The sequence below is a fragment of the Gilliamella sp. wkB7 genome (assembly GCF_001693435.1).
GTDB classification, from domain to species: Bacteria; Pseudomonadota; Gammaproteobacteria; order Enterobacterales; family Orbaceae; genus Gilliamella; species Gilliamella apicola_N.
The window spans coordinates 83,784-104,147 of sequence record NZ_CM004509.1 but is presented as its reverse complement, the minus strand read 5'-3'; the positions used below and the strand labels follow the sequence as shown (position 1 = coordinate 104,147).

At 33.3% G+C, this 20,364-nt stretch carries 20 protein-coding genes, 1 tRNA gene and 1 pseudogene; 15 read left to right on the top strand and 7 right to left on the bottom strand.

Going from position 1 to position 20,364, the window contains the following annotated elements; genetic code table 11:
- Position 1: 1 nt before the first annotated feature.
- From A9G17_RS00490 to A9G17_RS12725, 9 genes are all read left to right on the top strand, one after another.
- Positions 2 to 610, top strand: coding sequence for a tail fiber assembly protein (locus A9G17_RS00490; RefSeq protein ID WP_065737011.1), 609 nt, complete (start codon positions 2 to 4; stop codon positions 608 to 610).
- A 211-nt stretch (positions 611 to 821) separates the two neighbouring features.
- Complete coding sequence (locus tag A9G17_RS00485) at positions 822 to 1,997, top strand: phage tail sheath protein (protein WP_065737010.1); 1,176 nt, start codon at positions 822 to 824, stop codon at positions 1,995 to 1,997.
- Positions 1,998 to 2,011: 14 nt separating this feature from the next.
- Positions 2,012 to 2,524: a phage major tail tube protein gene (locus A9G17_RS00480; RefSeq protein ID WP_065737009.1), complete on the top strand. Its 513-nt coding sequence runs from the start codon at positions 2,012 to 2,014 to the stop codon at positions 2,522 to 2,524.
- A gap of 66 nt (positions 2,525 to 2,590) precedes the next feature.
- On the top strand, positions 2,591 to 2,890 hold the full coding sequence (locus A9G17_RS00475; RefSeq protein WP_065737008.1) for a phage tail assembly protein: 300 nt from the start codon (positions 2,591 to 2,593) through the stop codon (positions 2,888 to 2,890).
- Between the two features lie 8 nt (positions 2,891 to 2,898).
- The gene (locus A9G17_RS12730) at positions 2,899 to 3,021 is read left to right on the top strand and encodes a GpE family phage tail protein (protein ID WP_081301609.1); all 123 of its coding nucleotides are present in this window, start codon (positions 2,899 to 2,901) and stop codon (positions 3,019 to 3,021) included.
- Positions 3,022 to 3,162: 141 nt separating this feature from the next.
- Positions 3,163 to 5,373: a phage tail tape measure protein gene (locus A9G17_RS00470; RefSeq protein WP_065737007.1), complete on the top strand. Its 2,211-nt coding sequence runs from the start codon at positions 3,163 to 3,165 to the stop codon at positions 5,371 to 5,373.
- A 58-nt stretch (positions 5,374 to 5,431) separates the two neighbouring features.
- Positions 5,432 to 5,803: a phage tail protein gene (locus A9G17_RS00465; RefSeq protein ID WP_442903422.1), complete on the top strand. Its 372-nt coding sequence runs from the start codon at positions 5,432 to 5,434 to the stop codon at positions 5,801 to 5,803.
- Positions 5,804 to 5,810: 7 nt separating this feature from the next.
- Positions 5,811 to 7,160: a contractile injection system protein, VgrG/Pvc8 family gene (locus A9G17_RS00460; RefSeq protein ID WP_065737005.1), complete on the top strand. Its 1,350-nt coding sequence runs from the start codon at positions 5,811 to 5,813 to the stop codon at positions 7,158 to 7,160.
- A gap of 260 nt (positions 7,161 to 7,420) precedes the next feature.
- Positions 7,421 to 7,639, top strand: a complete 219-nt coding sequence (locus A9G17_RS12725; protein WP_081301608.1) for an Ogr/Delta-like zinc finger protein — start codon at positions 7,421 to 7,423, stop codon at positions 7,637 to 7,639.
- Between the two features lie 221 nt (positions 7,640 to 7,860).
- Here the strand turns inward: A9G17_RS12725 and A9G17_RS00455 are convergent.
- Positions 7,861 to 7,937: transfer RNA gene (locus A9G17_RS00455), tRNA-Ile, on the bottom strand.
- Between the two features lie 212 nt (positions 7,938 to 8,149).
- On the opposite strand from A9G17_RS00455, the gene A9G17_RS00450 reads away from it, so the two are divergent.
- Positions 8,150 to 8,509, top strand: a complete 360-nt coding sequence (locus A9G17_RS00450; RefSeq protein ID WP_065737004.1) for a DUF4156 domain-containing protein — start codon at positions 8,150 to 8,152, stop codon at positions 8,507 to 8,509.
- Between the two features lie 65 nt (positions 8,510 to 8,574).
- On the opposite strand, the gene serC is transcribed toward A9G17_RS00450, so the two are convergent.
- The 6 genes and pseudogenes from serC to A9G17_RS00420 all read right to left on the bottom strand — a co-directional run bounded on the left by serC (position 8,575) and on the right by A9G17_RS00420 (position 16,350).
- Positions 8,575 to 9,660, bottom strand: coding sequence for a 3-phosphoserine/phosphohydroxythreonine transaminase (gene serC, locus A9G17_RS00445; protein ID WP_065737003.1), 1,086 nt, complete (start codon positions 9,658 to 9,660; stop codon positions 8,575 to 8,577).
- Positions 9,661 to 9,826: 166 nt separating this feature from the next.
- On the bottom strand, positions 9,827 to 11,200 hold the full coding sequence (argH, locus tag A9G17_RS00440) for an argininosuccinate lyase (RefSeq protein ID WP_065737002.1): 1,374 nt from the start codon (positions 11,198 to 11,200) through the stop codon (positions 9,827 to 9,829).
- A 265-nt stretch (positions 11,201 to 11,465) separates the two neighbouring features.
- Positions 11,466 to 12,683, bottom strand: a pseudogene (locus tag A9G17_RS00435) (argininosuccinate synthase); the annotation flags it as partial.
- 107 nt (positions 12,684 to 12,790) lie between these two features.
- A complete protein-coding gene (argB, locus tag A9G17_RS00430) occupies positions 12,791 to 13,570 on the bottom strand; it encodes an acetylglutamate kinase (RefSeq protein ID WP_065737001.1) in 780 nt (259 codons plus the stop codon).
- A 90-nt stretch (positions 13,571 to 13,660) separates the two neighbouring features.
- A complete protein-coding gene (gene argC, locus A9G17_RS00425; RefSeq protein WP_065737000.1) occupies positions 13,661 to 14,671 on the bottom strand; it encodes an N-acetyl-gamma-glutamyl-phosphate reductase in 1,011 nt (336 codons plus the stop codon).
- Positions 14,672 to 14,886: 215 nt separating this feature from the next.
- Complete coding sequence (locus A9G17_RS00420; protein WP_065736999.1) at positions 14,887 to 16,350, bottom strand: aminoacyl-histidine dipeptidase; 1,464 nt, start codon at positions 16,348 to 16,350, stop codon at positions 14,887 to 14,889.
- A gap of 252 nt (positions 16,351 to 16,602) precedes the next feature.
- On the opposite strand from A9G17_RS00420, the gene gpt reads away from it, so the two are divergent.
- The 5 genes from gpt to A9G17_RS00395 all read left to right on the top strand — a co-directional run bounded on the left by gpt (position 16,603) and on the right by A9G17_RS00395 (position 20,214).
- Positions 16,603 to 17,034, top strand: a complete 432-nt coding sequence (gpt, locus tag A9G17_RS00415; RefSeq protein WP_039127501.1) for a xanthine phosphoribosyltransferase — start codon at positions 16,603 to 16,605, stop codon at positions 17,032 to 17,034.
- 18 nt (positions 17,035 to 17,052) lie between these two features.
- Positions 17,053 to 18,309 (top strand): esterase FrsA, encoded by a 1,257-nt coding sequence (gene frsA / locus A9G17_RS00410; protein ID WP_065736998.1) that lies wholly within the window; start codon positions 17,053 to 17,055, stop codon positions 18,307 to 18,309.
- 26 nt (positions 18,310 to 18,335) lie between these two features.
- Positions 18,336 to 19,445, top strand: coding sequence for a glutamate 5-kinase (proB, locus tag A9G17_RS00405; protein WP_065736997.1), 1,110 nt, complete (start codon positions 18,336 to 18,338; stop codon positions 19,443 to 19,445).
- Between the two features lie 21 nt (positions 19,446 to 19,466).
- The gene (locus tag A9G17_RS00400) at positions 19,467 to 19,709 is read left to right on the top strand and encodes a hypothetical protein (RefSeq protein WP_065736996.1); all 243 of its coding nucleotides are present in this window, start codon (positions 19,467 to 19,469) and stop codon (positions 19,707 to 19,709) included.
- A gap of 82 nt (positions 19,710 to 19,791) precedes the next feature.
- On the top strand, positions 19,792 to 20,214 hold the full coding sequence (locus A9G17_RS00395; protein WP_065736995.1) for a hypothetical protein: 423 nt from the start codon (positions 19,792 to 19,794) through the stop codon (positions 20,212 to 20,214).
- Positions 20,215 to 20,364 lie beyond the last annotated feature (150 nt).

Sequence of the window (20,364 nt, the reverse complement as noted above, 5' to 3'; positions counted from 1 at the left end):
AATGAAATATCAATTACAACCAGAATCAGCAGTATTAGATAATGACGGCTTAACAATTTCTGCCGGTTGGACAATTGTTTATAACGTTGATGCCAAAGGTGAATTTATACAAACAACCTATCAATATTTACCAATTGGTGTTGGCTTACCAGCTAATGCTTATTTAGAAGCACCAAAAAGTGTTAAAGATAATCAGGCAATCATTCATGATGGCCAACAATGGACCTATCCTAAAGATTTGCGTGGCACTAAAATTTACTCAATTGAAACAGGTGCAGAAACTACCCTTCAAGAGGTAGGTGAAATTCCTGATGGTTATACTGATTTAAAACCAGCCAGTGAATTTGATAGCTGGGATGGAAAAAAATGGCAATTTGATAAAAATAAACAGCATCAATATGAAATCAATCAAGCTTCAACCAAGAAAAATCAACTTCTCGCTGAAGCAACAACGCAAATCAGTTATTTACAAGATGCCGTTGATTCACAAATTGCCAATGAGCAAGAAGCACAATTACTCATTGAATGGAAAAAATATCGAGTGATGGTAAATCGCATTGATATCGAACAAACACCAAATATTGACTGGCCAAAAAATCCAAATAATTAATTTTAAGAATAATCTCTGTCATTTAGCTATACGATTTAGGATAATAAATGACAGTTTTTAAGTTTGTTATATACATTATATCTGATAAAGATTTTCAATATAAATTGTAATGATTTTAAGTACAAATCCAATCACTAACTCCTTTGTAATAAATATGTAAATATTGATAAGTACATTAACTTTACAATATGTAAATTACAACGGAGAACTTATGGCTAACGACTATCATCACGGCGTCCGAGTCATCGAAATCAACGAAGGTTCACGCTCTATCAGAACAGTATCAACTGCTGTTATTGGTATTGTTTGTACTGGCGATGATGCCGATGAGACGCATTTTCCACTTAACACCCCAGTTTTGATTACCAATGTCAATACCGCAATTGGCAAAGCTGGCTCAATAGGAACACTTAAACCAACACTAGAAGCAATTGCAGATCAATGTTCACCTGTTATTGTTGCGGTTCGAGTTGAAGAAGGTGCAACTATTGAAGAGACTGAAGCAAATATCATTGGTACTACGACTGAAGATGGCAAATATACTGGTATGAAAGCACTGCTTTCAGCACAAACTCAATTAAAAGTAAAACCACGTATTTTAGGTGTGCCTGGTTATGACTCATTACCTGTTGCAACTGCGTTAGTCTCATTAGCACAAAAATTACGTGCCTTTTGTTATGTTTCAGCTTTTGGTGCTAAAACCAAAGAGCAAGCGGTACTTTATCGCGATAAATTAGGTGCTCGTGAAGCAATGGTAATTTGGCCAAATTTTATCGGCTTTGATAACACACAAAAACAAAACGTCACTTTAGCTGCAACGGCTAGAGCTTTAGGGCTACGTGCCCAAATTGACCAGAAAGTTGGTTGGCATAAAACTTTATCAAATGTTCCTGTCAATGGTGTTACGGGCATTTCTAACGATGTATTTTGGGATTTGCAAGAAGAAAGCTCTGATTCAAATTACTTAAACGAACACGATGTAACTACCTTAATTTGCAATCAAGGCTATCGCTTCTGGGGATCTCGAACTTGTTCTGCTGATACATTATTTGCGTTTGAAAACTACACTCGTACAGCACAAGTATTAGCTGACACTATCGCTGAAGCACAATTTCAATTAGTTGACGCACCAATGCATGCTTCTTTAATTAAAGATTTAATTGAATCAATTAATAATAAATTCCGTGAATTAAAATCTAACGGTTATATTATTGATGGTAAAGCATGGTTTGATCCTGAAGCTAATACAGCAGACATTCTAAAAGCAGGTAAATTATATATTGATTATGATTATACACCTGTCCCGCCACTTGAAAATCTTATGTTACGCCAACGCATTACCGATAAATATTTGGTTGATCTGGCTAATTCTGTCGCCACTAACTAAGGGGGAATAATTAAATGGCTCTACCAAAAAAACTCAAATACTTCAATGTTTATGTCAACGGAACCTCTTTTGTTGGTGAAGTAGAATCATTCACACCACCAAAATTAACACGAAAATTTGAAAATTATCGTGGTGCCGGCATGCCAGCAAGCGTTCCAATCGACATGGGATATGAAGATGATGCATTAAATATTGAATGGACAATCGGTGGGTTAGCTCATGAAGTACTAAAACAGCATGGTAGTTCACTCAATGGCGTCACTTTACGTTTTGCAGGTGCTTATCAAAAAGAAGATAGTGAAGACTTTGTTAAAGTTGAAATTATCGTTAACGGTCGTCATAAAAAACACGATCGTGGTGAACTTAAACTGGGTGGAAGCAACCTAACCAAAATTACGACGAAATGCACTTACTATAAAGAGATCGTCGATAACGAAGAAATTATTGAAATCGACGTGATCAACATGATCGACAAAGTAAACGGTGAAGATCGTCTATCAAAAGCACGCAATGCAATTGGACTATAAAAATTATATTTACAATTAATTATTTAGATAAAAAAGCCCGAAAGGGCTTCTTACGAGGGGAAACAAATGGCTAATATAAAAAAAATCACTTTAAAAACTGGAATTACATCAGGTAAATCCACCATAAACGAATTAACTATTCGCAAACCTTTAACAGGTGATTTACGTGGAGTTAAATTACTCGAATTTATTGATTTAGATATCGATTCATTAGCAAAAGTATTACCACGCATTACAACACCATCTATTGCTGAACATGAAGTATTTAATTTAGATTTAATTGACTTATCGGAAATTACTAAAGAGGTAATTAATTTTTTGTCCCCGAACTCGAACGATGCCAACAAGGAATCCCTAACCGAGTAGAAGAGGCAATGGCAGATATTGCGTTAATCTTTCATTGGCAACCGTCTGCCATGGATGAACTAAACTTATCTGAACTCATGGAATGGCGAGAGCATGCTCGTGTCAGAAATGGTACTAATTATCAAGAATAATCACTAAATAAATTATAAAAAATAAAAGGCACCATTTGACATTATTGATTTTTATATAATTTTAAAAATAGAATCATATTTAATTAATGCGCTCAATATAAACATCATTAATCAAAATCAGAAATACAGAGTTAATTAATTATGACCAAAAAATCTAAGAAAAAATCAAAACAAGAAAATAATAGATTTGGAGCTAATAATACGAATAAGCCTCAGTCTAATGTAAAGTCTTCTGAATTTAATGATTTAAAAAAAGTTAATGAGCAGGCTAATTCTATCATCGTTAACAAAATTTCAGATAATGAAGAAAAAAGAATCTCGAAAAGTAAAGAAATAAAAGAAACTAAAGTAAATGTCGTCAAACCGACATTAAAAAAATTAGAAAAAACATTTTATTTCCCTATTAAATTTAAGCCTGCAATAAATAAGGTAGCAAGACAAGTTAAAAGTCTACGTGATCTACAAGGAAAACCAATTAAATCATTTGACAATATTAAATTTAAAATTCAATCATTTAACCAACAAATATCGCCCCTCAAAGGAGCATTAGGTATTGCTGAGCAAGTAGAATACAATGCCAAATTAGGTATAACCAAACAAAGCGATCTAATAAGTGAACAACACAAACAACTGCTAAATTTCACCAAAATCTCGACAATATCGGCCAATACATTTGGTTTACCAATCAAAAAATCAGCAACGAATTTGAGTGAAATTACCAACCCATTTAAAATTCCAATAGAAAATATTGAAATTTTAACTGACACGATTAACCATTTAAGTGACAACACCGATGCTAATGCTGCAAACATCATTAGAAAATTAAAAAGCATGGTTGATATTGCTGATAAACTCAATTTTAAAAAAGTTATGGCATTAAATTCAGCATTCTTAAACTTAAATATAAAAACAGATGGAGTGATTGCTGATACGTACGCTATTGACAAAAGTTTATCAACAAAAACTCAATCAAATCATTTCCAAAAAACTTTACAATCACTTGAATTTGATACCATTGGAATAATACAAAAAATACAAATACCCATTAAACAACAAAATACAACACAACAAACACAAATTCATAGAGACCTATTTGGTACCAAACAAACCCAAAACGTAAACAAGCTTACTAATAATTTGCCTTTACTTAATCAACAACAAACAATAATTAAAAGTCCAAATGCAAATGGTTCGTTACAACTAAAAGCCGATATCAAAGGTAAAAGCTTCGCTTCACAATACCAATTGTTAAAGGCCTCACTAACGAACATATCAAATTCAATCGGTGGCTCCATACAAGGACTAATAGTTAGTGCAATGCCATTGTTAACAAATCTAACAGTAAGTACCCGGCAATTGATTAATAACCACCCTACTTTTGCAGCTACGTTTATAGAAATAATCTCAATTACATCCATTATAAGTACAGCACTAAGTGCACTAGGGAAAATACCTACCAAAATCTTTATAAGTACATTAAATCGATTAGAAACTGTTATCACAACAGATAGTCGAGCATATTTACTCAATTCTATCGGGATTGTCGCCACTACTACTCTTGTAATTAGAAAAAATTGCGAACTATTCAGTGCCTTTTTCAGTGGTTTTTGTGAAAGACTTACCAATGAAATACGACCATTAAGAGATACATTTTCTTTTTTAGACCCAATATTTACTACTACCAGTGATGCAATTGGTAGAGTAATTAATTGGTTTAGTGAATTATTAGCACTAATAAAACTATTTAAAACGATCGTTGAAGTGGTGAGTAATGTCTGGGATCTTATTAAGTCATTGCCTGACAAAATAGCTGCAATATCAAGCAAAATAAAAGAACTTCTTACTGACGAAAATGGGTTATTGTCCATATTTACCATTTTTGTGAGTGATATTGTTAATATGCTAACAAATGGTATGAAAAATCGATGTAATGACTTAAAAGATAATATTTTAAAGTTTGGTAATGATGTATCCAGTTGGTTCAAATCAGAATTAGTAGTTAATTCACCATCAAATGTCTTTAAAAAATTCGGTATTAATGTTATTGAAGACTATCAACTATGGATTGATAGAACGCAAGGTGGTGTTCTAGATTCAATGAGTAAATTTACTGACAAAGTCACAATAAATGCACCATACATGCCATTAAATACTATGAATAATAGAACAACTCCTATTGACAATTCGGGAATTAGTAATATTCAAGAAGGAATATCACAATACTACATTACCATCAATGCAGCACCTGGCATGAATGAACAAGAAATAGCAAGAGTTATCACTCAAGAACTTGATCGTCGAGAACAACAGAAATTATTTCAAATTAGAAGCAGCTTAAGGGATATTTACTAAAATGATGATGTGCTACGGTTTTTTTGTTTTTTGCTTAAAAACATTACCCTTTCAAAATATGAAAGTAAACAAAAGTTGGAACTGGGCAGCTAATAATAGAGTCAACCAACGCTCAGCATTACAATTTACAGGTCCTAATAACGAAACAATAACTTTATCAGGTACAGTATACAGTGAAATAACTGATGGTAGGGTCAGTATTGACCTTTTGGAACGTATGGCGGATTTATCAGTACCAATGCCACTCATTGAAGGCAACGGTGTACCACTTGGTTTTTTTGTACTAAATAATGTTGATAAAACTTACACCGAACTAAATCGTAATGGCACTCCGCGAAAAATTGATTTCACCATCAAACTAACTAAAGTTGATATTCCTGACTTTTTTAGTGAAAGTGCAATCAAAGACATTATAGATATTATTAAATAGGTGCAATATGGCTAGTCCTTTCTTTAAAATTATGTTATTAAATGATGAAAAAAAACTAGATATCACCCCAAAGTTTGATAATCGCCTAATATCAATGACGATTGAAGATAATAATGGATTTGAAGCAGACACAATTGATTTGGTTATTGATGATTCTGACCAAAAAATAAAGTTACCTCAGAGAGGGGCAAAACTAGAAGTTACGCTTGGCTGGTCAGCTGACAACCAAAATACCACTATTAATAATAAACAAGAGGTAATATTGGGAGCAAATATAAAAAATATTTTTAACATCACACAAGTTACTCATTCTGGAGCACCTGATATCATCACTATTAGAGGAGCTAGTGCCAATCTATCCGAAATATTTATAAATAAACTTCATGAACGAATGTATGACAATATTACTATTAATACTTTAGTATCGACTATTGCCTCAACAAATACTTTACCATATCGTTGCTCAGAAGAAATTGGTTCTATAAAGATATTTAACGTTTACCAAACGAAAGAATCAGATAGCTCCTTTCTTACTCGAATAATTGATGAGTATGGAGGAGGCATGAGCATCAAAAATGGTATGCTATTAGTATTCAAGAAAGGACAAGGGATTACCGTAAATGGTAAGGCTATTCCACCAGCAGTTATCAAAAGAGAATCTGGAAACTCACATTCTTATACCATAAATAATGATAGTGAATATACAGGCGTAAAAGCCTTTTGGTATGATTTTAACAAACCTGAACCAGAGCAACATGAAATTATATATAAAAAAAAAACAACTAATGAAATAACTAATGAAACAAATAATGAAATAAATAATGAAACAAATAATGAAATAAATAATGAAACAAATAATGAAACAAATAATGAAACAAATAATGAAACAAATAATGAAACAAATAATGAAACAAATAATGAAACAAATAATGAAATAAATAATGAAATAAATAATGAAACAAATAATGAAACAAATAATGAAATAAATAATGAAACAAATAATGAAACAAATAATGAAACAAATAATGAAACAAATAATGAAACAAACATATCTAAAAGTGAAACTGACGATAAAAATAATGAAGATAAGATCAAAATAATAAGATATGTTTATGCAACTAAAGAAAGTGCTGAACAAGCAGCTAAAACCACAATGGAAAAAATTGAACGTGGTATAGCAACTTTTTCACTTAAACTTGCCTTAGGTCGCCCAGATTTATTTACCGAAATGCCAGTTAGAGTAGAAGGTTTCAAAGAAGAAATAAACTCTACTGATTGGACAATTAAAAAATGTACACATTCATTAAATAGATCATCAGGTTTTACAACTGAAGTTACATTGACAATTAAACCATAAAAACAAATTTAATTAATTTTATCAAAAATTCATCAATAGTTTCAATTCTCAGCAAATGATGGCTCACTACAAAGAGCCATCAACTTAATCAAAAAAACTCATTAAAGTTGATAGTTAATCAAGCTATAGTTTACCGAAACTTTATGGTCATTTAATAAAAGACAATGCAAAATTAAATAAAAAGTAAAATAGAAAAATACTAGACTTAATCTTAAATTAATGTAAAATTAATCTAAGCTTAATAAAAAGGAGTTTGTCACATGAAATGTCCACATTGCCGAAATAAAACATTTATAAGATCGAGTGAAGAAATTAGTAACTTAACCCGCAAACAGTATTACCAATGCTCCAATATATTTTGCGGACATACTTTCACTACAATGCAATCAATATCTGAAACTATTGTACCCAGCGCAATACCAGATCCAAAAGTTAACATACCAATATCGCCATACAGCCGGCACGCCAAAAAAGTCTAAAACATTACCAGGTTGAATTATAAATCAATCTGGTTCCCTATTTCTAGTACAACTATCTACAGCTTACTTTCTACTTTCTACTTTCTACTTTCTACTTTTTTGCAAGATAAAAAGGTTAAATTCGAAAAATATCAACCGCCATTTTATCGCCACAGCCAAAAATTACACTATTAACTAAATATTATAAAAGGAAGTAACTTATTGAAATTAAATATTTTTGATGGTGGCCCCTACTGGACTTGAACCAGTGACCAATCGATTATGAGTCGACTGCTCTGACCAACTGAGCTAAGGGGCCATTTAGATGTGCTACTGACTTAGTAGGGTTGCGATTATAATAGAGTTAAATGGAATTTGCTATAGTTAAATTGATAAAATAGGTTGATTTGCTTAATTATTAAGCTTTATTTCATTGGATTTTGTCCAGTTATAAGATCTGATATTATTTGTTTAATTATCCTGATACAATAATTTGGTTTATTTTCGTGCTTTATTGGTTGAGGGAATATTATGTCTATAAAAAAATTATTACTTATTAGTACAGCCATTTCAACAGCATTTTTTTTAAATGCCTGTAGTGGTTCTAACTATCAACCTACGGCTGGTGGTAGTCAAGTTCAGTTTATTGATACTAAGCCTGCTGCTAACTGTCAATATTTAGGTAAAGCAGAAGGACGTCGTAGTACTTTCTTTTCAGGTCTGAAAACTCACAGTGAGCTTATTCGTGATGCAGCATCGGAACTTAGGAATAATGCCGCGGCGATGGGTGGAAATATGATTTACAATGCGCAAGATGCCTCACAACAATATATTTCTGATATTGCACCAACGGATGCAGTCATGGTCGGTGAAGTTTATAGTTGTAAATAAGATTATTATTTAATAAAAAGGGAGATCTTATTCTCTCCCTTTTTTAATTCAAATTTAAGCTTAGTTTAACCATTTTGTTTTTCAAATTGCTTCATAAAATGAATTAAGTAATTTACTCCTTCAATATCCATTGCATTGTAGATCGATGCTCGCATACCACCAGCAATTCGGTGACCTTTAATACCAATGATGTTTGCCTTAGTTGCTTCGCTAACAAATTTTTTATCGAGTTCTTCATTTGGCGATAAGAAAGTAACATTCATTATCGATCTATTAGCTGTAGCAACAGTATTGCGGTAAAAATCAGATTGATCAATAAATTGATAAAGTAATTGCGCTTTAGCTTGATTGCGCCTTTGCATTGCATTCAATCCACCAAGACTTTTAATCCATTTAAAGACTAATCCAGACATATACCAAGCAAATGTTGGTGGGGTGTTAAACATTGAATCATGATCTTGCAAAGTTTTATAATCTAATACCGACGGTAGGATTTTATGAGCATAACCAATAAGATCCTCACGTACAATAACAATGGTAATACCTGATGGACCAATATTTTTTTGTGCACCCGCATAGATTATGCCATATTTACTTACATCAATGGGTTGCGATAATATACAAGATGAAAAATCGGCTACAACTGTTTTATCACCAAAACTAGGCTCTTCAAAAATTTCAATACCGTCAATAGTTTCATTTGGACAATAGTGTACATAAGCCGAATCATCGCTTAATTTCCATTCAGACATAGGTTTAATCGAGGTTAGACCGTTTTCTTTTACAACAACATTTTGTTCCTTTATTTGACAATATTTGCTGGCTTCTTTAGCAGCACATTGGCTCCAATATCCGCTATTTATATAATCAGCAGTAGTTTTATTACCTAAAATATTTAATGGTACAGCGGCAAATTGTGCTCGAGCACCACCTTGGCAAAACAAAATTTTATAATTTTTCGGTACGTTTAATATCTCACGCAGATCGTCTGTTGCTTCAATAGCACATGCATCAAAATCTTTGCCTCTATGGCTTAATTCCATAACAGAAGCATCAGTATTATGCCAATTTAACAGTTCATTTTGTACTTGTTTTAATACATCGACAGGTAATTTGGCTGGGCCAGCACTAAAGTTATAACTTTTACTCATTACAGTTCACTTCAATCCATTTAAAAAAGAGTTCTATTTTTACACTCTCTTAAAAGATATACAATCATATTATTTGTAAAAATATTTGTTTAATCGCTAGATTTGCATAAAAATGCCGACTGGTTGTCGGCAAGGTATCAGATAATTAAAAAAATAATTCGGATGATTAGGATAACTGCTTTTTAGCGTTTTCAATAGCAATTTTAACTTGTAGTGGCGATACACCACCTTTAGCTGAACGTTTAGCTAAACAAGATTCTAACGATAGTACTTCGTAAACATCTTTATCTATAACTGGGCTAAATAACTTTAATTCTTCTAATGAAAGTTCTTCTAATGCTTTTTGTTTTGCGATTGCACCAACAACAGCCTCACCAACAATATGATGAGCTTCTCGGAAAGGGATACCTTTTGAGACTAAATAATCAGCAAGTTCAGTTGCATTTGAGTAACCTTGTTTTGCTGCTTCTTGGCAATTTTTATAATTGATTTTGATATCTTCTAAAACTAAAGCTGACATATCTAAACATTCTTGCCAAGTATCGATAGCATCAAATAAATGTTCTTTATCTTCTTGAAGATCTTTATTGTAAGCCAAAGGCAGGCCTTTAAGTGTCATCATAGCGCCAGCCAATGCTCCAGCCACTCGCCCTACTTTACCGCGAATGAGTTCTAATGCATCAGGATTTTTCTTTTGAGGCATAAGTGAGGAACCAGAAGTTACTCTATCGGATAATTCAACAAAATTTGCTTCACCACTATTGAAAATAATAAGGTCTTCAGCAAAACGCGATAAATGAACCATCCCAATGGAAGCATTGTTAAGTAATTCTAAAATATGATCACGATCGGATACGGAATCTAAACTATTATTAGTTGCTTTTGCAAAACCGAGCCAGTGAGCCAATTCATCGCGATCCATTGGATATGCAGTACCAGCTAATGCCCCAGAACCTAAAGGGCTGACATCTAAACGTTTTAATGTATCTTGTAATCGGCTAATATCTCGGGTTAGCATTTCAAAATAGGCTAAGCACCAGTGTGCAAAAGTAATTGGCTGAGCTCTTTGTAGATGAGTATAACCAGGCATGACAACACTTTGATGTAGTTCTGCTGTTGTCACTAATGCTTGGCGTAGATGATTTATAGCATTAATTAATTGTGATATTTCAACCTTGCACCATAACTTAAGATCGGTGGTTGATTGATCATTTCGACTTCGACCTGTATGTAGCTTTTTACCTAAATCACCAATTTTTTCAATTAATTTTTGCTCCACCCAACTATGAATATCTTCCGCATCACTTTGTAAAATTTGCTGCGGGTCTTGTTGAACCGAATTAAGTAATTCATTTAAAGCTTTTTCTAATTTTTTCTGTTCATCATAAGATAAGACATTAACAGTAACCAATGCTTTAGACCAAGCAATTGATCCAATGATGTCTTGCTCTGCAAGACGATAATCAAAACGCAATGAATCATTAAATTGTTTAAATCGTTGATCTGCTGCTTGGCTGAAACGCCCACCCCATAATGCCATAATTACCTCAATACTATCTTTAATTATTTGTACTACGATTTTTATTTATCGTTGTTAACTGGTTATATTTTTATAATAAATCTAAATTTAATCAATCATAAAAGCAATATATACAGGACATTGCCTGTATATATTGGTTACTTTATTTAATTTAACTACAAATCAGAAATTACTTTTTCGCTTTTGATTTAGTTTTGACTTTAGTTGTCGCTTTTTCCTTATCTTCTGCTTTGGTTACAGTTTTTTTAGCCTTTTTTGCTGGTTGTTTTTGCTTTTCTTCATTTAAAGCACGAATGCGTGACGATAATGAGAATAGACGAATAAATCCACCGGCATGGCTATGATCATAAACTTCATCTTCACCAAATGTAGCAAATTCTTCATTATATAAGCTATTTGGTGATTTCTTTTGTACAGCAGTTGCACTGCCTTTATAGAGTTTTACCACAACTTCACCCGTCATATCTTCGGCTAGAACTTCTGCAGCCGCTTGGATTGAACGACGATATGGAGCAAACCAGCGACCATCATAAACAACATAAGCCATTTCTAAACCTAATTGTTCACGCCATTTGAAACTGTCACGATCTAAAATTAATTGCTCTAAACCTCTTAAAGCGGTCATCATGATGGTTCCACCCGGAGTTTCATAACAACCTCGAGACTTGATACCTACTAAACGATTTTCAATGATATCGACACGACCTACACCATGTTTTGCACCAATTTTATTTAATGTTGCCACGCAATTATATGGAGATAATTTTTTTCCATTGACTGAAACAACCTCACCTTTTTCAATACCAATTGTGACAAGTTCTGGTTTATTTGGTGCATCTTCTGGTGAGACAGTCCAAGCCCAGCAATCAGCATTAGATTGATTCCAAGTGCTCTCAAGAACACCACCTTCTGTAGAAATATGCCATGCATTTTCATCACGACTGTAAATTTTTTCAACGGTTGCTGTGGTAGGAATTTTACGAACTTTTAAATAATCAATTAGGGCCTCGCGCGAACGTAAATCCCATTCACGCCAAGGAGCGATTACTTTAAGTTGAGGAGCAAGCGCCGTATAGGTTGTTTCAAAACGAACTTGGTCATTACCCTTACCTGTTGCTCCATGACAAAGTGTATCTGCTCCAACTTCTAAAGCATATTCCACTTGAGCTTTAGCAATAATTGGTCGAGCCATTGAGGTACCTAAATAATAAGTACCTTCATATAAAGCACCTGTTTTTAATACTGGATAAACATAATCTTTTACAAATTCTTCTCGTAAATCGACAACCTTACAAGCTACCGCACCCGATGCTTTAGCCTTTTTTTCGACATCTTTTAATTCTTTCGGATCTTGACCAACATTAGCCACAAAAGCATAAACTTCACATCCTCCATAATTCTCTTTTAACCAAGGAATAATCGCTGATGTATCCAAACCACCTGAATAAGCTAATACAACCTTTTTTATTTTACTTTTTTTCATGCTATACCCTTTATAAATTAACTTACGATAAGTAAATGAGCTAATGTTTATATGTTTTCAATATTTTAAATATTGGTAACTAGTCTAATATACTGTTTGTATTTTATTTAAGCAATAATTCTTGTGCCAGTCACATCTGATTTTCCATTAAATAATTCAATTAATTTATCCGCTTGTTTCCAGCTTGCAATATCAATAGGTCGTCCTAATGCTTTTGCAGCTTCAAAAGCTGAATTAACTTTGACAATCATACCATCGGTAATTACGCCATTTGCAATAAGCTGATCGGCTTGCGCTCGCGTTAAAGATTGAATGAGCTGTTTGTTTTCATCAAGAACGCCCACCACATCAGAAAGCAAAATCAAATCCGCATTTAAAGTTTTGGCTAAAGCTACTGCGGCATGATCCGCATTGACATTCATCATTTGCCCATCTTCAGTAATACCAATTGAACTGACAATAGGCAAATATCCTGAATTTATCAATAAATTAATTAAAGTGGGATCGCCGGCTCTAGCTTCACCTACATAACCTAAGTCTTCGGAAATTTGTTTAACTTCAACACTATTACCATCAGCTAAACAGAGTCCAACAACTGCTATTTGTAGTTTTTTGGCTTCTGACAATAATCGGGTATTCGCACTACCAGCAAGACTACCAACAATTACATCAATCTGATCTGCTGGTGTAACACGTAAACCATTACGACGAACAACTGGCATGGATAAACGATCCATTAATGAATCAACAACGCTACCGCCTCCATGAACAATAATTAATGGTCGACGGAAATTCTTTTTATATTCTTGAATAATAACAAATAGATTACTTAAAGCATCTTTATTATCAAGTAATATACCGCCAAGTTTAATAATTAATGGTTTCATTTCTGCTTCCTATGTAGTTTTAATTTTGGTTTATTATCCAAAATCAGATTTATTTAGACTTCAATATGGTAATTAAAAATCATGTGTCTATTATAATAGTGAAGTGGTTTGCTCATAACCAAAACGAATATTCATACATTGCACAGCCTGAGCGGCAGCACCTTTTAATAAATTATCCTCAACCGAAATCAGAATCAAATGTCGATCTTTTAAGGCAAAACCAATATCACAATAAGGCAGGCCTACTACTGCTTTTAAAGCAGGCCAATCTTTTTCATAAACTCGAACTAAAGGTTTATCTTTGTAGTATTTATTTAATGCATTGAGAATATCTTGAGAAGTTACCCCGTCTTTAACTCTACAAGTAATGGTTGCATGAATACCCTGTTTAAAACAACCTAAATGTGGTGTAAAGATAACCTGCTGCCCTAAATGTATTGCAATTTCGGGTTGATGGCGATGAGTAAACAGCCCATATGCATGCAAACTTACCTCACAAAAACTATTATTATGCGTTGATTTTCGACCCGCACCACTTACACCACTGACTGCATTAATGACTGGCCATTGAGTATTATCTAATAAATTTTCTTCAATTATAGGTTTAAGCGGTAATTGTGCAGCTGTAGGGTAACAACCGGGGACAGCAATCAATTGAGCTTGTTTTATCTTTTCATCATTCCATTCAGCTAAACCATAAACAGATTTATTTAGCCATTTTTGATGTCGATGGGTAAAACCGTAATAATCGGTATAAAACTCTGGAGAATTAACACGATAAGCACCAGATAAATCAAAAACAGTGCAACCTTTTTCTAAAAAATAAGGGGCAATTTCATGACTAACAGAATGCTCTGTAGCTAAAAAGACAATATCAACATCATTGATATAACAAGAATAATCAGATGTGGCAATAAGTGGTAGGTCAATTATTCCTTTTAATTGAGGATGTAGATTATTATCAGAAATAAGTTTACCGCCGTCTTGACTGTTTTCCGATACCGTTAAAGCGATTAATTCAATATGTGGATGCTTACTTAAATAATAAGCTAATTTTGCACCTGCATAACCACTCGCTCCAATAATAATTGCCTTTAACATGTCTATCCTAATTTATTTAAGTGCAACAATGTTATATATAGTAGGTTATTTATAAAGTTAATACAAGCGAAAAATGAATTTTTATTCACTTTTTATGAATTTATTTTCAATAAGCGCTGTTTATATTAATGCAAATACAAAGCAAAAAATCAAAATAAGAAACTAAGTTAACTATGCCTGCTCTTAAATATTAGCAGGCATATAAAATGAATAGTTTATTTCAATTGAGTCGCGGATTTTAATATCGCTATAAGTAATTCCCAATATCGAATAACACTTTGAATATTCACTCTTTCATCTGGAGAATGAGGTGATACAATTGTTGGACCGATTGATATCATATCCATATTTGGATAAGCTTGCTTAAACAATCCACATTCAAGTCCTGCATGAATGACCATAATCTTAGCTTTTTGTGAGAATATTTCGTAATATTTATCTTTAGCTAATTGTAAAAGACTTGAATTCAAATTTGGCTCCCAACCTGAATATCCTCCACTGATTTCGTAATTGGCGTTGGTCAATTGACTAAGCGATATCAGAGTTGAAACAACTGCATCTTTTGCGCTATCAACTTGTGAACGAATTAGATAATGAGTATTTAATTGATTCTCTACAATATTAACAATACCTAAGTTAAGTGACGTTTCGACAACACCATGCAACTGATCGCTCATACGAACAACCCCATTAGGTGCGGCATGCAAATAATTAATTATTTTATTTTGATGTTCAATAGTTAATACACGTTTAACTTCATCAGAAGTTACTTCAGCTAAACTTATCTGTATAGAAGGTTCAACATGCCCTAATTCATCATTTAAAATTGTTTGATATTGCTTAACAATAGATTCAAGTTGAGGTAAATCTTGTTTACTTAATGTCATTTCAACAAAAGCTTCTCTAGGGATGGCATTACGCAACGAACCACCTTTTATATCAGCTAATCTGAACGAAACATCTTGCGCATATTCAGCTAAAAAACGGGCCATTAATTTAATTGCATTACCACGACCTAAATGAATATCGCATCCAGAATGTCCTCCTTTAAGGCCTTTAAGCGAAATACTTATATAACAATCATGCTTTTCTGGAATGACTGCGTATGCAACTGCAAAAGTGGAAGTAAAATCAACGCCACCCGCACAACCTGTAAATATTTCTCCTTCATCCTCTGAATCGGTATTAATTAGATAATGACTTTTTAACCAATTAGGTTGAAGACCAAAGGCTCCATGCATACCTGTTTCTTCTGACGTAGTAACTAAAACTTCAATAGGGCCATGTTCAATGGTGGGATCAATTAAAACCGCTAATGCTGAAGCTAATCCTATACCATTATCCGCACCTAAAGTTGTACCTTTAGCTTTTACCCATTCACCATCAACATAAGGTTGAATTGGATCAGTAGTAAAATCGTGAACGGTTTCTTCATTTTTTTGTGGCACCATATCCATATGAGCTTGTAGGGCAATAGATGGACAATTCTCCATGCCTTTACTGGCTGGTTTGGTTAATAAGATATTACCAACTTTATCAAGTTCACAATGAATGTGATGGGTATTTGCAAAATCGACAATGTATTTAGTAATCATTTGTTCATGATGAGATGGATGTGGAATTTTACAAATATCGTTAAAAATCTGCCAAATAGATTTTGGCTTTAAAGTAGAAAGCATAATTTAACCTCAATATTGTGTCAGTAATAAATTAATGAGTAGTTTTTTTCATGTAATCGCTTTATAATAAGGTGCAATTTTACATCTATTTTTAGTCCATTAATATTAATTTATTATATTCGTATATTCGATTAAAATTGCAGGTTACTCATGTCAATAGAACAAACTTTAACAGAAGAAGAAATCAAAGCCCAAAAACAGCATAAAGCAGAACTTATCGCTGAAAAAGAAAAATTTAATGTCACTTGGGAAATGTTACAATCTTACGGGCGCCAACTATCCAAACGTTTGTTACCTGCAAACCAATGGAAAGGTATTATTGCTGTTAGCCGTGGAGGTCTAGTTCCTGCTGCTATCCTAGCTCGTGAATTAAGTATTCGTTACGTAGATACAGTTTGTATTTCAAGTTATGATCATGATCATCAACGTGAAAAGTTAATCTTAAAACAAGCAAATGGTGATGGTGAAGGCTTTATTGTTGTTGATGATTTAGTCGACACGGGCAACACCGCACATACTATTCGTGAAATGTATCCAAAAGCTCGATTTGTTACTATTTTTGCTAAACCAGCAGGTAAACCGCTTGTTGATGATTATATTGTTGACATTGCGCAAGATACTTGGATTGAGCAACCTTGGGATACAGGGGTAATGTTTGTTAAACCTATTAGCGATAATCAATAAGGATATTAAACACCAATTATGACTACTACCGAAAATTTATCTGCTCAGATATTTAAACCACATTACGATTATCCTGAAACATCAGCGCTTATTAATCGTATAGACAGTAGCGACGGTAGTAGCATAAGTCCCTTGGATGGTGAAATTGATTCAAGATGGTATCGGATCATTAACCCTTTTTTATGGATTTGGCGAGGATTACCTAAATTAGAGGTTGAAGAACTTTTATCCAAAATTGCCGCTTCAACAAAACGTCATACCAATGAAAAATGGTTAGATACTGTTATTGGTTATCAATCAGGTAATTGGGTTTATGAATTTTTAAATCAAGCTGCTTTGTGGCAATCTAAAGCTGATTCAATCGATCAAGAAAACCCGAGTGAAGAAGATAAAATTAATTTACATAATTATTTTCTTATCGCGAGTGAATATTCAAGCATTGCTAGTTATCCACATTTCAAAAATGATGAACTAGCTATGTATGCACAAACTTGTGCTTATCAAGCTTATATGAAAGCACTCAATTATTCCCTCTTTACAGTCAGAGAGCTGGAATTTAAAGTCGAGAATCGTAGTGTTAAAACGTTTTTGCACTTACCAAAAACGGACAGCACTTGCCCTGTTGTATTAATATGTAATGCTTTGGGCAATTTACAAATTGATTATTATCGTTATTTTAAAGAGTATTTAGCTCCTCGTGGATTCGCTATGTTAACGGTTGATCTACCAACGGTAGGATATAGCCGTAATTTTGCTTTAACTCAAAATAGTAGCCAGATTCATCAAGCAATATTGGAACAACTTTCGTCCATTCCATGGGTTGATAATAGTCGCGTTATTTTAGCAGGATTTCGATTCGGCTCTCATCTTGCAACACGGTTAGCTTATTTGATGCCTAATAAGATTAAAGGTTTATTCAATTTTACGCCCTTTGTTCATCAAATATTTGTAGATAAGGATTTGCAAAAAAACCTACCAAATAGCTATAAAGACATGTTGGCTAGTCGCCTTGGATTACCTTCTATATCTAATTTGCAATTAGCAGCAGAATTAAATTATTTTTCACTTAAGAATCAAGGATTATTAACTCATGCTTGCCCTGTACCAGTCATGAATATTATTTTTGAAGAAGATGTATTAAGTAATTTAAATGAAGCAAAATTGATTCGTTCAATTAAACAAAGTAAATTAGTAACCATACCTAAAACACCATTACAAAAAAGCTTGCATGATGCGTTAACTCAGTCCGTAAAATGGATGGAGTCGGTTTTGTAAAATCTGATTTAAAATAAGAGTATGTTATGACCATTAAAAAACAACAAACTGTCGTTGTTAAATTAGGTACCAGTGTATTGACCGGTGGCACAAAACAGTTAGATCGTGCACAAATGGTCGAACTAATTAGGCAATGCGCCAGTTTACATCAAGATGGACATAAAATTATTATTGTTACATCTGGAGCCATTGCCGCAGGTCGTGAATATCTTAACTACCCTACTCTTCCCAATACTGTTGCATCAAAACAGCTACTTGCATCGGTTGGTCAAAGTAAACTAATACAACTTTGGGAACAACTCTTTTCAATCTACAAAATTTATATAGGCCAAATGTTGTTAACACGTGCCGATCTTGAAGATCGAGAAAGATTTTTAAATGCGCAAGATGCTTTAAAAGCCATGTTGGACAATCACATTATTCCCATTATTAACGAAAACGACGCAGTAGCAACCGCTGAAATTAAAGTCGGTGATAATGATAATTTATCCGCCCTAGCAGCTATTTTAGCTGAAGCCGACAAATTAATTTTATTAACAGATATTGCGGGTTTATATACCGCCGATCCAAGATCAAATAAAAATGCAAAATTAATTCATGAAATCGACAATATTGACGATAATTTACGTAGTATAGCTGGAGACAGTGTTTCTGGGCTTGGTACTGGTGGTATGGGTACTAAAATACAAGCGGCTGAAGTAGCAGGAAGTGCTGGAATTGAAGTTATTATTGCGGCAGGTAATAAACCGAATGTTATTATTGATACTGTAAATAACCAATCAGTTGGCACACGCTTTATCCCGCCTAAGACCCCCTTAGAGCATCGTAAACATTGGTTATTTGGTGCGCCCAAAGCGGGCAAAGTTTTATTAGATGATGGCGCAGTAAATGCCATTTTAAATAATGGCAGTTCACTTTTACCCAAAGGTATTTTACAAGTTGAACAAAATTTTTCTCGTGGCGAGGTCATAGATATTTGTGATAAAACAGGTAAAAGTATAGCTCGTGGGGTAAGCCGTTATAATAGTGATGCATTAAAACAAATTGCCGGACATCACTCACAAGAAATTAGCCAAATTATTGGCTATGAGTATGGCTCTGTCGCCGTACATCGAAATGATATGATTATTAAATAACAAACAACAAGGAAATAAAAAATGGGACTAGCTATAGGTGGTGTAATAGCTAACTGGTTTGGTGTATTAATCATTTACATCAATTCACTCCAAGATGAACTTTATGGAATTATGTTACCAATTGCATGCATATTTGCTTTAATAAGTACGGTAGGAATATTATTTGCGGGAAAAAATAAAAAATTAGCAGGTACTTTAATTATTACTGGCAGCATATTATTTGTCCCTTTGGGGTTGATTGGGGTTTTTGGTGCTAAAAAATAATTAGTCTTGCTAATGAAGCAACATTAGAAGAAAGACGCAATTCATAGAAATATCATGGATATCACTTTGTTAAGGATAATAAATGGAATCTCAAAATCAAAATATAGAACAATTTCAAGCTCGACGTAATGTAATATTTTTGATGATAGTATGTGTCATAGCATTTTTCATTCTGTTAATACTTCCTATAGGTAAAAATGTAAGTCTCGTATTACCTTTAATCTTACTTTTTCGTGCTATTTGGCAATTTAATATGATTTATATCTCAATTGGAGATGATTATATTACTTATAGACCTACTGCACCTTTAAAAGGTTCAGTGAGTATGCTTTTTGAAGAAATCTCATCAATTGATTATCAAAAAAATAAAGTAATTATTAATTACAAAAACAAAATTAGTAATAAAGAAGAAACTGTAAAAATACCTTTATCAGTCATGGAAGATGAGGCAAAAGAAAAACTTCTAACTACTTTACATACTGTATTAAAAGATAAAGAACAATAAGATAATAAAATTGATGATTTAGAGCAAAGATTAAGACATCTTTGCTCTAAATTTTTTAATGAATTGATAACTCCACATTAGAAGAGTGATGCTTTTCTAGTACAAATTGCGAGACATCATTCACAAAAAAGAAGCAAAATTATCGGCAAT

Coding starts and splice junctions, on each gene's coding strand:
- A9G17_RS00400 (WP_065736996.1), top strand. CDS start 19,467: ATGGGACTAGCTATAGGTGGTGTAATAGCTAACTGGTTTGGTGTATTA.
- gpt (WP_039127501.1), top strand. CDS start 16,603: ATGTTACAATCTTACGGGCGCCAACTATCCAAACGTTTGTTACCTGCA.
- A9G17_RS00490 (WP_065737011.1), top strand. CDS start 2: ATGAAATATCAATTACAACCAGAATCAGCAGTATTAGATAATGACGGC.
- A9G17_RS00485 (WP_065737010.1), top strand. CDS start 822: ATGGCTAACGACTATCATCACGGCGTCCGAGTCATCGAAATCAACGAA.
- serC (WP_065737003.1), bottom strand. CDS start 9,660: ATGAGTAAAAGTTATAACTTTAGTGCTGGCCCAGCCAAATTACCTGTC.
- argB (WP_065737001.1), bottom strand. CDS start 13,570: ATGAAACCATTAATTATTAAACTTGGCGGTATATTACTTGATAATAAA.
- A9G17_RS00420 (WP_065736999.1), bottom strand. CDS start 16,350: ATGCTTTCTACTTTAAAGCCAAAATCTATTTGGCAGATTTTTAACGAT.
- A9G17_RS00475 (WP_065737008.1), top strand. CDS start 2,591: ATGGCTAATATAAAAAAAATCACTTTAAAAACTGGAATTACATCAGGT.
- frsA (WP_065736998.1), top strand. CDS start 17,053: ATGACTACTACCGAAAATTTATCTGCTCAGATATTTAAACCACATTAC.
- argC (WP_065737000.1), bottom strand. CDS start 14,671: ATGTTAAAGGCAATTATTATTGGAGCGAGTGGTTATGCAGGTGCAAAA.
- A9G17_RS00460 (WP_065737005.1), top strand. CDS start 5,811: ATGGCTAGTCCTTTCTTTAAAATTATGTTATTAAATGATGAAAAAAAA.
- A9G17_RS00395 (WP_065736995.1), top strand. CDS start 19,792: ATGGAATCTCAAAATCAAAATATAGAACAATTTCAAGCTCGACGTAAT.
- A9G17_RS12730 (WP_081301609.1), top strand. CDS start 2,899: ATGGCAGATATTGCGTTAATCTTTCATTGGCAACCGTCTGCCATGGAT.
- argH (WP_065737002.1), bottom strand. CDS start 11,200: ATGGCATTATGGGGTGGGCGTTTCAGCCAAGCAGCAGATCAACGATTT.
- proB (WP_065736997.1), top strand. CDS start 18,336: ATGACCATTAAAAAACAACAAACTGTCGTTGTTAAATTAGGTACCAGT.
- A9G17_RS00465 (WP_442903422.1), top strand. CDS start 5,432: ATGAAAGTAAACAAAAGTTGGAACTGGGCAGCTAATAATAGAGTCAAC.
- A9G17_RS12725 (WP_081301608.1), top strand. CDS start 7,421: ATGAAATGTCCACATTGCCGAAATAAAACATTTATAAGATCGAGTGAA.
- A9G17_RS00470 (WP_065737007.1), top strand. CDS start 3,163: ATGACCAAAAAATCTAAGAAAAAATCAAAACAAGAAAATAATAGATTT.
- A9G17_RS00480 (WP_065737009.1), top strand. CDS start 2,012: ATGGCTCTACCAAAAAAACTCAAATACTTCAATGTTTATGTCAACGGA.
- A9G17_RS00450 (WP_065737004.1), top strand. CDS start 8,150: ATGTCTATAAAAAAATTATTACTTATTAGTACAGCCATTTCAACAGCA.